Raw genomic sequence first — 15,034 nt, 5'->3', positions numbered from 1 at the left:
ATACATCATTCAAACCAGCTGGGTTGCATAGGCGTGCTAAACAACAATGAGGCAAACTTTTCATAGTTTCCAGCATTTTGTTCACAGCCTATATTACTAGTGTAAACGGCCTTCCATGGATCGTTAATTAACCACAAAGTTTGACCATCTACCGCTACCCCTTCAATAGAGGCATTTTTCATTGGCTCAAAACCCACACAATCAGCATCTGGCTGTTTAATTTGAGCATAAAATTCAATAGGTAAAATTTTTGCTGGTTTTTCCCCAGACAGATCCACTACCCACAAGCTTTCATCATTACGCGCCGCAACTAACAAGAATTCTCGACCATCAGCAGCTTGATAATAGTCCATACCGTTTATCGGATGGTTGCCACTCTCAAACCTAGGCAACTGTGCTGTAGTTTCTGTCACTTGAATAAAGTCATCTGATAACCAAAAGTCTTGATGCATGTGCAACGAAAAAATTCTTGCCTGTTTTTGACTGTCTTTTTCGATTCCCAAATACAAAGTACGCTGCTGACCAAAAGCTAAAGCTTCGAGTCCATCATTAGGAAAGTCTCCTATTTGCATATTGGCGCTAAACTGAATAGGGCGAATGTGGGTCATAAGCAAACTATTATCGCTTTGCAATTCTAGTCTGACTAATAATGATGGAAAAACTGTTGAACCAGAATTGGCATACTTTTGTTGGCAACCCTCAGACAAGGGCTCGGCATAAGTTGCATCTTCAGTGACCACATAAAACACCCTGTCATTGTCTGGATCAACGGCTAGTGCTTCTAGATCAGGATTATCTGTCATATAAGAAACAAAACAATTTTCAGCTAATTGTTCTGAGGCTTGCATTAAAAAATCTGGCCCCGTTAAGGTTGCGCTTTCTTTTGCAATAGTGCGTAAACGCAGTCTATGTTGGGGGTCTGCACTGCGGTCGCTTACGGTTAATAAGCCGTCGCGCCATTTAACTAAGCCTGAAGATTGAGGATTATTGATGGTTTGACCATTTTTTTCGGTCAACCAATAGCCATCTATTTTTAATTTTCCATTTACAACATGTTGTTCAGGTGCCTGTTGACAAGCAACCAATACCAAACACATCCCTATGAAAAGTCCCCAAAGCGCCTGCATAGCTACCTTCTTTTATACTTCAAAATCGGATATTCGAGCCGCCTAGTTTACCTTATTCAATTCATGCATTAAATGTAAAAAGCCGACCATTTGATATTATTACGAAAATAAAATGCCAATCAGTATTTTGTTGCTTAGTGCTAGCAAGGTATGCTGATAGGCAGAATTTAATAGCCAACACTCCACTTTTAAGCATGAATAATTCAACCATTACTAAAATAGGCCTGTTTTACGGTTCAACAACTTGTTACACCGAAATGGCCGCGGAAAAAATTCAAACCCAAATAAATCAACTGTTAGGCTTTGAGTGTGTCGATATTTTTAATATTAAAGACACCTCACTTCAACATTCACAAGACTTCACTCACCTAATATTTGGCATATCCACTTGGGACTTTGGCGAGTTACAAGAAGATTGGGAGTCGAGTTGGGATGAGATTAGTCAACTGAACTTAGCAAATAAAACTGTGGCCATTTTTGGCTTAGGTGATCAACTTGGTTATACCGATTGGTTCCAAGATGCGGTGGGTATGTTACACGACGAGCTTGCCATTTTAGGCTGCGACTTTGTTGGTTACTGGCCCAATCAAGGATATGAATTTGCCGCCTCTAAAGCGTTAACCGAAGATAAAAGTTATTTTGTAGGCTTAAGTTTAGATGACGAAAATCAATATGATCTTACCGACGAAAGAATAGCCGGGTGGTGTCAACAAATTTTAGCCGAAATGGACGTCATTTAAGCTTGTCTTCTAAATTATCTAGAATTCATCAACCCTATTACCGCAATGGCGTATCCCATAGAGATGGGGCTGATGTAAGTTTTCAAGATATAGTAAAAATTTTTAATTTTCGCACTGTGGTTATTGGTAAATGGGTCACGCCTACAGAGCAACAATTGGCCGCCAATTTATTTTTTGATGCCCTTTGCGATTTAATGGATATTTTGCAAGTACCTGAAAGTGTGATTGCCTTAAATGGCAGTTTATCTCTGGCTTTTGGCAGCGGTGGCAGAAAACATTCAAGTGCGCATTACGAGTCTGGTAAAAAAGTCTTAGCATTGGCTAAAAATGCCGGTGGCGGGGCATTGGCTCACGAATGGTTTCATGCCTTTGACCATTACATATGTAGCAAAGTATTTGATCAGGTATTACCACAGCAGTTTGCATCACAAGCTTGGTTAGCTGATCACAACATTAAAGCTCATAGGCTTAACCACAAGCTTTGCAAATTTTTTGAAGCAGTTTTTTTAAGTCCAGATAAAACCCAAGCCAATGAATACGTGCAACGAAGCGCTCAGGCCGACAAAATTTTAAAAAGTTATTATTATGCAACGCCGCAAGAGCTTTGTGCGAGAGCCTTTGAGGCCTGTATTCAAGACCACCAAATTAAAAATGCTTTTTTAGTTCAAGGTACAAAACAAAGCACCGAAGCCAAATTAGGTATATACCCACAGAACGGTCTTAGAACAACAATTTATCAAAACTTACTGGATTATTTTTATCATTTGGGGCAGGCTATGGGCGAGTAAAAAGACCTTAAACATGAGCAAATTGTTAATTTTTAATTAATTAATGGATGCTCTGAAGTTAATCTGCGTTTATACTAAGCAGTCTCGTTTTAACCCAATTGGCGATTTATACCGATGAAAAGAAAAAAGCACGGCAGTTCAGACGACGAAGCTGCAATTGATATGACTCCCATGTTGGACATAGTGTTCATCATGCTTATCTTCTTTATTGTAACTACCTCTTTTGTGAAAGAGAAAGGTTTAGAAGTTAATCGTCCTAAAGATTCAAATACCCCACCGCCTCCTACGAATGTTAAATCTTTATCTATTCGTGTTGAAGCCGACGGAACTATTGTTGTAAACGGGCGACAAGTAGATATTCGTCGAGTGGAAGCCAACATTCAAAGTTTCTTGGCTGAAAACAACCAAGACTCTGCAGCGGTTCAAGCACACCCTAAAGCCAAACATGGCGATGTCACTGAAGTAATCAACGAAGTGAAAAGAGCGGGTATTGCAAATGTTTCGGTGTTAGTAGGTAAATAAACCGATACATAATCAAATCAAAAACGCCGCGTTTAAATAACGCGGCGTTTTTTTATCTGCAATAAAACTGTTGGTTACGGTTATTCTATGTCTAAAGGTTCGGGCGACAATATGATCCCGGTACTGTCGGCATAGAGGTGATCATCAGGCAAAAATGTCACCCCCCCAAAATTAACCGCCACATCACATTCACCTACCCCATCGTCATCAGCGCTAACAGGAATAGAAGCGATGGCATGAATTCCAATATTTATTTCAGCTAGATCATCCACTTCGCGCACACTGCCGTAACACACTATACCTTCCCAGCCATTATCAAAACCTAATTGTGCTGCACTCGAATCAACTAAGGCACGGCGCATTGAGCCACCACCGTCAATCAATAAAACTTTGCCTAATCCTGGTTGCTCTAAGGTTTTAAGCACTAAGCCTTTATCTTCAAAACATTTGATGGTCACAACTTCGCCACCATAAGAAGGGCGTCCGCCAAAACTAACAAACATAGGCTCAACTACGTCAACACTGTCGGCAAAAATATCGCAAAGAGTAGATGTATTGTAATCCATATTTTTTCCTAATTAGTTGCAGAAAAGGGCAATGTCTCTTGAACTCTTAAGGGTTAGACTAACAGTCAATTTACACCCTGCCTAGTATTTGTGCATATTCAAAAAAATACTCAGCTCACTGAGCTGTGATTGGCTATTACATAAACAAGGCTTAGCGAATGAACTTTACTATAGATTGAAGCAAATCCTAGCAGATTTGCAAAGCTTCGAGTTTAAGCGCGGGATTTAGCCAACTTATAAGTAAGTTGGTGCCAACTATCTTTTTACAGCTAACATTAATTAACTTATTGGTTATTTAATATTGCTTAAAATAAGCAGAAAGCCTAATGCTATGCCTTTGCATTTGCTTTAGGTAATGCCATTATTATTACTTTTGAATCTATTGAAATGATGTCCATGCTTAAAGTTCGCCAAATTGCGCTCTTATGTATTGCCCTGTTGTTTGTCTCAGCTTGTGGTCAAAAGCGCCCATTGTATTTGCCTGACGCCCCAGAAAAAAATACTCAAACTTCCCAACCAGCTTCACCCCTTACTACTTTAAAGGAGCAATAAAGTGGACTATTTTGCTTACCAAGATGCCAAACTTTTTGCTGAAGGTGTGGCCTTAGAGGACATTGCCAAAACTTATGGCACTCCAGCTTATGTTTATTCAAAAGCCACAATTGAACGTCATTGGCACGCTTTTGATAAAGCAGCAGGTAGCCAACCTCACTTAATTTGTTATGCGGTAAAAGCGAATTCGAATTTAGCGGTTTTAAACGTGATGGCAAAATTAGGCTCTGGCTTTGATATAGTTTCGGGCGGCGAGCTAATGCGCGTGCTTAAAGCAGGAGGCGACCCTAAAAAAGTGGTCTTTTCTGGAGTAGGTAAAACCCCAGAAGAAATTCGCTTAGCACTTGAACATAAAATTAAATGCTTTAACGTTGAGTCTCGCAGCGAATTAACACGAATTAATCAAGTTGCCACTGAAAACGACTGCTATGCACCCATTTCGATTCGCGTTAACCCCGATGTTGACGCTAAAACTCACCCTTATATTTCAACAGGCTTAAAAGCCAATAAGTTTGGTGTAGAACGTCAACAAGCCTTAGAAATTTATCAGTACGCTCAAAGCCTGCCCAACTTAAAGATAGTTGGCATAGATTGTCATATAGGCTCGCAGTTAACTGACTTAGCACCTTTTATTGATGCTTTAGATATTCTTTTAGAACTAATAGACGAATTGACCGAGCAAGGTATTAACATTCAACATTTGGATGTAGGTGGTGGTTTAGGTGTGACCTACGATCAAGAACAGCCCCCACACCCAGATTTATATACCCAAGCCATAGCCCAAAAACTCAAAGGCAGAGAACAGCTAGAACTTATTTTTGAACCTGGTCGCGCCATAATGGCTAACGCTGGTGTGTTATTAACAAAAGTAGAGTTTTTAAAACAAGGGGCAGAAAAAAACTTCGCCATTGTAGATGCCGCTATGAATGACCTTATTCGTCCAGCCTTATACAGTGCCTGGCAAAATATCATTCCGTTAAACACTGGCTTAGATAGGCAAGCCGCCATCTATGATGTTGTGGGTCCAATTTGTGAAACCGGAGACTTTTTAGGTAAAGACCGTAACCTCGCCATTGCCCCAGACGATTACTTAGCCGTTCGTAGTGCCGGTGCCTATGGTTTTACTATGGCATCAAACTATAACAGTCGATGTCGCGCTGCTGAGTTATTAGTGGATCAAGAAAAGGTTCATTTAGTACGAGAGCGCGAAAAAATAGAACAATTGTACGAAAGTGAGCACATACCAACCTATTAAATCTAAATCAGGCCAACAGATTAATTTTATAGAAATCTTAATTTTTTGGCCTGTATCTGTTTAAAGCCATAGTCAGTCTTTCGCTGAAATGATATAACTGGTAACAGAACATCTATGCTCGTTAAAAATGCGCATAGACAACATTTTAGTTAAGTAGACACAATGCAAATCCAGTTTTCAAAAATGCATGGTCTGGGAAATGATTTTGTTGTTATCGATAACGTAACGCAAAACGTGTTTTTTTCTAAAGAAAAAATTCAACAACTTTCAGACAGAAATTTTGGTATAGGTTTTGATCAACTTTTATTAGTTGAGCCGCCTTATGATCCTGAGCAAGATTTTCACTACCGAATTTTTAATGCAGACGGCTCAGAAGTGTCACAGTGTGGCAATGGTGCACGCTGCTTTGCTCGATTTGTAAAAATGAAAGGACTGACAAACCGCAATAAAATAGTAGTCAGTACCAAAGCTGGGCGTATGGTGTTGTATCTTGAAAAAGATGGGCAAGTCACAGTCAATATGGGCGTGCCACAATTCGAACCTCACTTAGTTCCCATTAAAGCCAATAAACGCGAGAAAATTTATATTCTACGCGCTGAGGATCACACCTTTTTTTGCGGTGCAGTTTCTATGGGAAACCCTCACTGCGTGTTATTAGTTGACGATGTAGACACTGCAGAAGTTGAAATTATGGGGCCACTGTTAGAGAATCATGAAAGATTTACTGAAGGTGCCAATGTAGGATTTATGCAAATCATTAATCCTAGCCATATAAAGTTGCGCGTTTATGAGAGAGGCGCGGGCGAAACCTTAGCCTGCGGAAGTGGCGCATGTGCAGCAGTAGCAGTAGGTCAATTGCAAAATAGACTAGGCAAAGACGTGAGGGTAGATTTGCCTGGTGGCAGTTTAAAAATTCGTTGGCAAGGTAATGACAACGTATTAAAAATGACCGGAGCTGCTGAACATATATTTGATGGATACATTCACTTATGAGCAAAGAGTCGCAAGAATAATATGGATATAACGACCGCATACGAATCAGAAAGCTTGTTAGATGCGCAGCAAGTTGCCAACTATCTGTTGGAAAACCCAGAGTTTTTTACTCAGTTTCCGCAGTTATTAGAAAAAATGTCTGTCCCACACACGCACAAAGGCAGTGTGTCTTTAGTCGAATTGCAAAGCGAACAACTGCGTAAAAAAGTCAGAAGTTTAACCCATAAATTAAACCAACTGATCTCCATAGCTAAACAAAATGAAGCCATCTATCGGGTTTATGCCGATCTTAATTTACGTATTTTAAAGTGCACCAATCTGGCTGATCTTATTTTTACGTTAGAAGAAGTCATTCAAGAAAACCTTAAACTAGCCTCTGTTGCCCTAAAACCTTTTACCGGCATCCATGCATTACCTGAAATTCAACAACGCCTTTTCATTGAAAAGCGCTTTAAACAAGACAAGTTTTTCTTTGGACGCTTAAGCGATCATGAGCGTAAATTATTATTTGGTGATCAAGTAGCTAATTCGGTAGCCTTGTTATTAATTGGTGAGCATAGTGAGTTAGGGATTTTAGCCATTGGCAGCGCCGATCCTGGGCATTTTAACCCTGATATGGATACCTTATTAATTACCCAACTGCAGCAATTTTTGGGCATACTTTTACCCAAAATGCTAACTTATTAAATGCTCAAGCCAAGCTTACAAACTTGGTTAGAGCAATACTTTCATTATTTAAAGTACGAAAAACACCTCGCCAGCCAATCTATTCAAAATTATCAGCAGCAACTCAATAAAGCCTTTAATCAGCTCGACATAGAATCTTGGTCAAGCTTCAATCAAACCGAAGTCAGAAAAATCCTCAGCAAGGCACAAAAAAGTAAATTAAGTCCCAATTCGATTGCCTTAATGCTGTCGGCGATTCGCGGATTTTGTGATTACCTGATCCAACATCAGCAATTAAGTCAAAACCCAGCTAAATCGGTTAATACCCCTAAACGTGCCAAACCTCTGCCCAAGCAACTAAATGTTGATGAAATGCATCAATTGCTCGACTTTCAAGCGACAGATATATTGGCCACCCGCGATAAGGCCATGATGGAGTTAATGTACGGTTGTGGCTTACGCTTAGCTGAACTAGCCAGTTTAAACCTGACTAGCTTACAAGCGGATGGGCAGTTAAAAGTGCTAGGTAAAGGCAATAAAGAACGTTTATTACCAATTGGCAAACAAGCGCAGCAAGCCTTAGCTCAATGGTTAAAATTCAGGCAAGAGCTAGCCGATGAAAATGAGTTTGCACTTTTTCTTAGTAAGCAAAAAAAACGTTTAGGTGTTCGGCAAATAGCTAAACGTATGAAGTTATGGGCGGTACAACAAAACCTACAGCAAGGAGTGAATCCGCATAAACTTAGGCATAGCTTTGCCACACACTTGTTAGAGTCCAGTTCTGACTTACGTGCCGTACAAGAACTATTAGGGCATGCCAACTTATCTACTACTCAGGTGTATACTCATCTAGATTTTCAACACTTGGCTAAGGTTTACGATAACGCCCACCCTAGAGCCAAGAAATCTAAAAGAGAATAGTTATTTCTATATGATTTTTTTTCGCAGACTAAATGAAATTAAAGCCATTAGCTTTGATTTAGACGATACCTTATACAACAACAATAAGATTATAAAAAAAGCTGAAGCATTATTATTAAGCTATATGCACGAGCACTACCCACAAACTCAAGCGCTACCTGAGCACTTTTGGAAATCCCAGCAATTAGCTCAACTACAGCTAAATCCGGCACTTAAGAATGATATGAGTGAATTGCGCAAACTTAGCTTAGATTCAGGTTTTAAACAATTAGGTTTCAATCATAACCAAATAGAGACCGCCACCCAGCGCTGTTATAACTATTTTTATTATCAACGCAGTAACTTTAAGTTAGATGAAAATGTTAATTCTTTATTAAAGCAACTAGCTCAGAATCTACCTTTGGTGGCCATCACAAATGGCAATGTCAATCTTGAACAGATTGGCTTAGCGCCTTATTTTAGTGCTTGCTTTAAAGCTAGTTTAGCCCAACCAATGAAACCCCACGCCAGCATGTTTGAGGCAGCGCAAAAACATTTAAAGACGCCAAAAATGAACATTTTACATGTGGGAGATAATTTGCATAAAGATATCTATGGAGGGTTAAAAGCCGGGTTTCAAACCGCTTGGCATGCTAAAGGCCGACAGATGAACCTAAATGCAGAGCAGAGCTATCTGTTACCCCATGTGCAATTATGCCAACTTGAACAATTGTTAAATTTAATTTAAAGCCAACTCCCCGACCTCAGATATAGCTCAAGCTAGTTTCTTTAGGTTAAATGGCCAATTGCCGCTGTAGAATGGTGTATTTAAATACAGTATTGCTGATATACTCTGTTCAACATTTTTTAGTCAGTTTTATATGATGGACGTATCCAGACTTCTCGACCAACTCAACGATAAACAACGCGATGCAGTGGCAGCCCCAGCATCAGACATGCTAATTTTAGCTGGCGCAGGCAGCGGTAAAACCCGTGTTTTAGTGCACAGAATTGCATGGCTAATGGAAGTAGAAGGCATTGCCCCCTATGGTATTTTGGCGGTGACTTTTACCAACAAAGCCGCTAAAGAAATGCGTGGGCGGATCGAACAACTTCAAGGTAGTGCCCTACACAATATGTGGATTGGTACCTTTCATGGTATTGCCCACCGTTTATTACGCACTCACCACAATGAAGTCAATTTACCTGAAAACTTCACAATTTTAGACTCAGACGATCAGTATCGTTTAATTAGACGGGTACTTAAAAGTCTTAATCTAGATGAAAAACATTGGGCTCCTAAACACCTGCAGTGGTACATCAATGGCAATAAAGACGAGGGTTTGCGACCCGAGCATATAGAAACCTACGGTGATGCTACTCAACAAAAAATGCGCGAAATTTATCAGACCTATCAAAAAACCTGTGATCGAGCAGGTTTAGTGGATTTTGCTGAGTTATTACTTCGAGCCCATGAGCTTTGGCTTAAGCATCCACAGGTTTTAGCCCAATATCAAAATCGCTTCCGCGCCATTTTGGTAGACGAATTTCAAGATACCAATAATATTCAATATGCTTGGCTACGTTTATTATCGGCTCCTAGTAACAATATGATCATTGTAGGTGACGATGACCAATCGATTTACGGTTGGCGCGGGGCAAACGTTGAAAACATCCAACATTTTTTGCGTGATTTTAAAGGCGCAAAAACCATCAGGTTAGAACAAAACTATCGCTCAACTGGCAATATTCTTAAGGCGGCAAATGCCGTTATAGACAACAACCAAGGACGATTAGGTAAAGAGTTATGGACAGAAGACGCCCAAGGCGAGCCCATTTCTCTGTACGCAGGGTTTAACGAGCTAGACGAAGCCCGCTTTAATGTCTCGCGGATCAAAGAATGGCGAGACCATGGCAATGCCCTATCTGATTGTGCCATTTTGTATCGTAACAATGCGCAATCTCGGGTGCTTGAAGAAGCCTTATTACAAGAAGCTATTCCGTATCGTATTTATGGTGGATTACGCTTTTTCGAACGCCAAGAAATTCGCGATGCCTTAGGTTATATGCGTTTGGTTAATCAACCAATAGATGATGCGGCCTTTGAACGTATAGTTAATACCCCCACCCGAGGATTAGGTGACAAAACCCTTGCGCAAATCCGTGAATTAGCTCGCGACAATGAATTATCTATGTGGGACGCTAGTAAGCGCATACTTACTGAAAAAAGATTAAGCGCAAGGGCAGCTAATGCCTTGAACGCGTTTTGCAAGTTAATCACTCAACTGTCAGAAGATACGGGCGATTTACCTTTAGAGCAGCAAGCAGATTACATGATCAAACATTCTGGCTTATATGCAATGTACAAAGCTGAAAAAGGCGAAAAAGCGCAAGCCAGAATAGAAAACTTAGAAGAGCTGGTCACAGCCTGCAAACAGTTTGTGGTTCCAGAAGAAGCTGAAAATATGACGCCTCTCTCAGCATTTTTAGCGCATGCCTCACTAGAAGCTGGCGATACCCAAGCCGATAGTCATCAAGATGCCGTGCAAATGATGACTATACACACAGCCAAAGGCTTAGAATTTCCTTTGGTATTTCTAGCGGGCGTAGAAGAAGGCATGTTCCCTAGCCAAATGAGCAACGAAGAACCGGGTAAAATAGAAGAAGAACGCAGACTTTGTTACGTGGGTATGACTCGTGCCATGCAAAAGTTGTATATCACTTATGCTGAAAACCGCCGCTTGTATGGTCAAGACAAGTACCACACGCCTTCGCGTTTTATAAAAGAAATTCCTTCTGATTGTATTGAAGAAGTAAGGTTGCGTACCACCATTACAAGACCTGTGCAAAATCGCTTTACCCCAGTCACTGGACATACTGCTTTTGAGTCCACTGGCTTTCAATTAGGTGAAAGAGTCAGGCACCCAAAATTTGCAGAAGGTACTGTGCTTAATTACGAAGGCAGTGGTGAACATGCAAGAGTGCAAATAAATTTTGATGAGTTTGGCAGCAAATGGTTAGTGATGTCTTTTGCTAAATTGACTAAAGTTTAACCTCAATATATTTTACCCTAGCCAATACACTAAATTGTAAAATAAAAATCTTGTGGACTAAACTCAGCCTATGCAACGTAAAGTACTATTAGTTGAGCATGACCCAAAAAGTTTAGAGATGATGCGCAAGCTCATCTCTAAAGCTAAATTAAAAGCCATTTGCGCCACCAGCCTTTTTGCAGCTAAACAACTATTTGGCAATTCAGCACCAGAAGAATTTTTGTGTGCAGTAGTAGATTTTACTTTGCCCGATGCACAAAACGGTCAAGCTATAGATTTTACCCTTAGCGCCTTTTTACCCACTATTGTACTAACCTCTCAGCTAGATGAACTCACCAGAGCGGCCCTGTTAAGCAAAGACATTGTTGATTATATTCCCAAAGAAAGCACTCAAGTCTATCAATACTTAAGCCGTTTGTTAGCCAGACTAGATAAAAATAAAAAAATCGCGGTGTTATTAGTTGACCCTTCAAGAAGCAGTCGTCAACTTAATGCGAGCTGGCTTAAGTGTCATAACTTAATGCCCATAGAAGCCCCAAGCGCCAAGCAAGGTTTAGACTTATTGCACACACATGCCAATATAAAACTAATCATTATTGACGAGAAACTTCACGACATTCCCAGTCTGCAATTCATCAGTCAGCTACGGCAAGATTTTAACGCCGAAGATCTAGCTATTATTGGTGCTTCCACTGGACAAGCTCAAGGGTTATCGGCTCGATTTATAAAAAGCGGGGCATCGGATTATTTACATAAACCTTTTGACCGCGAAGAGTTTTTTTGCCGAGTCATGCAAAATATTGAGCGACTGGAAAACATTGCCACTATAAAAGCCGTAGCAAATTTAGATTTTTTAACTGGCTTACCCAATCGCCGACACTTTTTTGAAAAAGTGGCAAGCTGTCAAAAAATGCAGCCTAAAACACAAAGTTTAGCCATAATCGATATCGACCACTTCAAGCAAGTTAATGATAAATACGGTCACGATTGTGGCGATTACACCCTCAAAAAAATTGCGCGCTTAGTCGCCGATTTTTTTGCCGATTATAGCCCGGCTCGTTTTGGTGGTGAGGAGTTTTGTGTGTATTTTTCTAACATAGCCACAGACGAAGTCGAACAGATTATGCAAGACTTTCTAGTGGCTGTCGCCTCTAAAACAGTTAAATTTGAACAACAACAGCTAACTATTACGGTTAGCGCAGGGTTAGTCCACGTCAACAAAGCCAGCATCCAAAAAATGCTAAAAATAGCCGATCACAACCTTTATTTAGCTAAACACAATGGCCGAAACCAAGTGGTGACGTCTGGCTAATCATAACTTAGCTTTAACTCGCCTTTGACTTTCTATACAGGCGTAACGAGTCGTACACATAAATAATTAAGGCCAACCATACAAACATAAAAGTAAAGGCTTTTTGTGGCTCTAATGTTTCCTGATAATAGAGCACGGCCAATAAAAACATAATACTTGGACCTATGTACTGAAAAAAGCCTAAAGTAGTATATCTAATACGTCTGGCAGCAGCGGTAAAACACAACAAAGGGGCTGTGGTTACCACCCCAGCAAAAATCAAAGTGAGGTTAAGCTGCATATCATTGAGCAGCATATTTCCAGCCACAGTATCTGCCATCAGCCAATATAAAAACGCAAAGGGCAACATCATGCAGCTTTCAATTAATAAGCCTGGCATGGAATCAACTGCTACTTTCTTACGTAACAAACCATACACACTAAAAGTACTGGCTAAAATGAGTGCGATCCAAGGCACTTGACCATGAGTAAAAACTAAAAATGCCACACTTCCTAAGGCCACTAACACAGCGACTAATTGGAAGGGGGTGAGGCGCTCTTGTAAAAAGATTCTGGCCAACAACACATTAAAAAGCGGGTTGATAAAGTAACCTAAACTCGCATCAAGCAAATGGTCGTTATTCACTGCCCATATAAACAACAGCCAATTGCAGGCTAACAATAAACCACTAATCAACAATATTTTAATGACTTTGGGGTCGCGCATGGCTTGCTTAACTTGGCTAAACTTTTTTCGTACATACACTAAAAGAATTAACACCAACACCGACCATACAATTCGATGCATTAAAATTTCTAAAGCGGGGACTTGAGTTAATAACTTAAAATACAGAGGCGCAATGCCCCACATACCGTAAGCAGCAAGTGCAAATATCACACCCGCCTTAATTGATTTATCGCTCAAAAGTTCGACCTAAAGGCTAGTCAAAAGAAGAGGCCGAAGTCTGATATAAGGCCGCTACAAATGCAAACTTAAGTTTAAAATTCAGCGTTTAAAACAACTGATAAAGTAACACTAAAGCCTATTAAGAGGCTGCAAATTGATTTCTGCCAGCGTTTTTAGCTAAATACAAATGGCTATCGGCTAGTTGTAGTACATCAATGGGGTTATTTAATACGTTATTCTTATGTGTAGGACTAAAGGCCGCCAAGCCAATACTGACTGTCACTATGGGTTGAGAAGCTTGCTGTGCTGCTGGAATCGCTTTGTTTCGTACCTGAGTTAATAACTCATTGGCCACTTTTTTAGCTCCAGTTAGATCAGTAAAAGGCAATAACAATACAAATTCTTCGCCGCCATACCTTGCAGCAAAGTCTCGCTCTCTTCTTCTAGAGCTAGCGATGACAGTGGCAATCTGTTTTAGACATTTGTCACCTTCTATGTGCCCAAATTCATCATTAAATAGTTTGAAATGATCAATATCTATAAGGAGTAAGGCAATAGAATGATTGCCTCTAACGGCGGCATACCACTCTTTGTTTAACATAGTGTCTAATTGCATACGATTAGCCAAGCCCGTTAAACCATCGGTACAGGACACATGAGCGAGTTGTTTTTGCTGAGCCACTATGCCCATTATGTTCATAACTCTAGATAACAAAATTTGCGGCCGTATATCTTTGTTGATGTAGTCAATGGCCCCCATAGCCAAACAGGCTTCTTCTTCATCTAAGGAGGCATTTGGCGCTAAAAACATAATGGGGATATGTGCGGTAAGCTTGCTGTCTTTAACAAAGGTGCAGAGTTCTTGCCCAGAAATAATCGCAGAATTTACAACACTAAGCACAAAATCAATATCTTTTAAAACTATGCTTTGCAGCGCCGTTTTACCGTCTCGTGCAATTTCGATTTTCACCTTGTCAGCAAACAACGCACACAAACTATTAATGCTCACTTCGTTGTGATCTATGATTAGTAAAGTTAGATGATTTAGGCTAGTCATTTCGTCCCTGTGTAGTTACCTATTCAAACACTAAACAATAATGTTAGAAAACCACATGACATTTAAAATAAAGGTCAAATGCTTGCTAACTATTAATAAAGCACTATATGCCTGATAAAGCGAATAACTAACCTAATAATATTTAGCCCAAAAGTTAAAAAATATAACTGCCTGTACCTGTAGCTATGTGAAGATTATGTTCGTTATGTAACTCCATGCGGCACACTGCAATTCTTTTCCCTCTTCTTATCACTTTAGCTGTAGCGATAAACTCTTGCCCTTTACCTGGACGTAAATAATCGACTCGCATATCTAAGGTGCCACCATTAGGAAGTTGCTGGTAAAAATCCTCGACACTTTGCTCATCACTTAAGCCATTAATGCCATAAACCAAAGCGGCTAAACTACCTACAGTGTCTAAAACTGCAGCTGTTACCCCTCCATGCAAAATTTTATGCACTGGGTTGCCCATCAATTGGTCGCTCCAATTCAGATGAATGGCGACTTGCTCAGACTCAACCAAACTAGCCGACATGCCAAGCAATTGGTTAAATGGCATTTTGCTATTAAAAAAATCAATCACAAAAGTACGCAGTTCTTCAGAAGTCATACGCATC

16 protein-coding genes are annotated in these 15,034 nt (G+C 40.1%); 11 read left to right on the top strand and 5 right to left on the bottom strand.

What is annotated here, in order from left to right:
- Positions 1–5 precede the first annotated feature (5 nt).
- Positions 6–1,127, bottom strand: a complete 1,122-nt coding sequence (locus ACVCDT_RS15705) for a YjiK family protein (protein WP_447133739.1) — start codon at positions 1,125–1,127, stop codon at positions 6–8.
- A 194-nt stretch (positions 1,128–1,321) separates the two neighbouring features.
- On the opposite strand from ACVCDT_RS15705, the gene fldB reads away from it, so the two are divergent.
- The 3 genes from fldB (at position 1,322) to ACVCDT_RS15690 (ending at position 3,177) form a co-directional block, all read left to right on the top strand.
- Positions 1,322–1,867 carry a flavodoxin FldB gene (gene fldB / locus ACVCDT_RS15700; protein ID WP_447133738.1) on the top strand — a complete coding sequence of 182 codons (546 nt, stop codon included), beginning with the start codon at positions 1,322–1,324 and terminating at the stop codon, positions 1,865–1,867.
- A 2-nt stretch (positions 1,868–1,869) separates the two neighbouring features.
- A complete protein-coding gene (locus ACVCDT_RS15695) occupies positions 1,870–2,655 on the top strand; it encodes a CLCA_X family protein (RefSeq protein ID WP_447133737.1) in 786 nt (261 codons plus the stop codon).
- A gap of 114 nt (positions 2,656–2,769) precedes the next feature.
- Complete coding sequence (locus ACVCDT_RS15690; protein WP_447133736.1) at positions 2,770–3,177, top strand: ExbD/TolR family protein; 408 nt, start codon at positions 2,770–2,772, stop codon at positions 3,175–3,177.
- An 80-nt stretch (positions 3,178–3,257) separates the two neighbouring features.
- Here the strand turns inward: ACVCDT_RS15690 and rraA are convergent, their stop codons facing one another.
- Positions 3,258–3,743 carry a ribonuclease E activity regulator RraA gene (rraA, locus tag ACVCDT_RS15685; RefSeq protein ID WP_447133735.1) on the bottom strand — a complete coding sequence of 162 codons (486 nt, stop codon included), beginning with the start codon at positions 3,741–3,743 and terminating at the stop codon, positions 3,258–3,260.
- Positions 3,744–4,130: 387 nt separating this feature from the next.
- Between rraA and lptM the strand changes: the two genes are divergently transcribed.
- The 8 genes from lptM to ACVCDT_RS15645 all read left to right on the top strand — a co-directional run bounded on the left by lptM (position 4,131) and on the right by ACVCDT_RS15645 (position 12,474).
- Positions 4,131–4,295 (top strand): LPS translocon maturation chaperone LptM, encoded by a 165-nt coding sequence (gene lptM / locus ACVCDT_RS15680; protein ID WP_447133734.1) that lies wholly within the window; start codon positions 4,131–4,133, stop codon positions 4,293–4,295.
- 1 nt (position 4,296) lies between these two features.
- Positions 4,297–5,550, top strand: a complete 1,254-nt coding sequence (lysA, locus tag ACVCDT_RS15675; protein WP_447133733.1) for a diaminopimelate decarboxylase — start codon at positions 4,297–4,299, stop codon at positions 5,548–5,550.
- 162 nt (positions 5,551–5,712) lie between these two features.
- Complete coding sequence (dapF, locus tag ACVCDT_RS15670) at positions 5,713–6,543, top strand: diaminopimelate epimerase (protein WP_447133732.1); 831 nt, start codon at positions 5,713–5,715, stop codon at positions 6,541–6,543.
- Positions 6,544–6,564: 21 nt separating this feature from the next.
- Positions 6,565–7,230, top strand: coding sequence for a DUF484 family protein (locus ACVCDT_RS15665; RefSeq protein WP_447133731.1), 666 nt, complete (start codon positions 6,565–6,567; stop codon positions 7,228–7,230).
- Positions 7,231–8,130, top strand: coding sequence for a tyrosine recombinase XerC (locus ACVCDT_RS15660; protein ID WP_447133730.1), 900 nt, complete (start codon positions 7,231–7,233; stop codon positions 8,128–8,130). It begins immediately after the preceding gene.
- Between the two features lie 10 nt (positions 8,131–8,140).
- Positions 8,141–8,857 (top strand): HAD-IA family hydrolase, encoded by a 717-nt coding sequence (locus tag ACVCDT_RS15655; RefSeq protein WP_447133729.1) that lies wholly within the window; start codon positions 8,141–8,143, stop codon positions 8,855–8,857.
- A 136-nt stretch (positions 8,858–8,993) separates the two neighbouring features.
- Positions 8,994–11,162: a DNA helicase II gene (gene uvrD, locus ACVCDT_RS15650; protein ID WP_447133775.1), complete on the top strand. Its 2,169-nt coding sequence runs from the start codon at positions 8,994–8,996 to the stop codon at positions 11,160–11,162.
- A gap of 70 nt (positions 11,163–11,232) precedes the next feature.
- A complete protein-coding gene (locus ACVCDT_RS15645) occupies positions 11,233–12,474 on the top strand; it encodes a GGDEF domain-containing response regulator (RefSeq protein ID WP_447133728.1) in 1,242 nt (413 codons plus the stop codon).
- A gap of 13 nt (positions 12,475–12,487) precedes the next feature.
- Here ACVCDT_RS15645 and rarD read toward each other — a convergent pair whose 3' ends face one another.
- The 3 genes from rarD to ACVCDT_RS15630 all read right to left on the bottom strand — a co-directional run bounded on the left by rarD (position 12,488) and on the right by ACVCDT_RS15630 (position 15,027).
- Positions 12,488–13,378: an EamA family transporter RarD gene (gene rarD, locus ACVCDT_RS15640; RefSeq protein ID WP_447133727.1), complete on the bottom strand. Its 891-nt coding sequence runs from the start codon at positions 13,376–13,378 to the stop codon at positions 12,488–12,490.
- 121 nt (positions 13,379–13,499) lie between these two features.
- Positions 13,500–14,417 (bottom strand): GGDEF domain-containing response regulator, encoded by a 918-nt coding sequence (locus ACVCDT_RS15635; protein ID WP_447133726.1) that lies wholly within the window; start codon positions 14,415–14,417, stop codon positions 13,500–13,502.
- A gap of 154 nt (positions 14,418–14,571) precedes the next feature.
- On the bottom strand, positions 14,572–15,027 hold the full coding sequence (locus ACVCDT_RS15630) for a thioesterase family protein (protein ID WP_447133725.1): 456 nt from the start codon (positions 15,025–15,027) through the stop codon (positions 14,572–14,574).
- Positions 15,028–15,034 lie beyond the last annotated feature (7 nt).

Source organism: Paraglaciecola aestuariivivens, from assembly GCF_052983255.1.
Note: the sequence above shows the minus strand (reverse complement) of the source record. Positions and strands in the feature narration are given on the sequence as shown.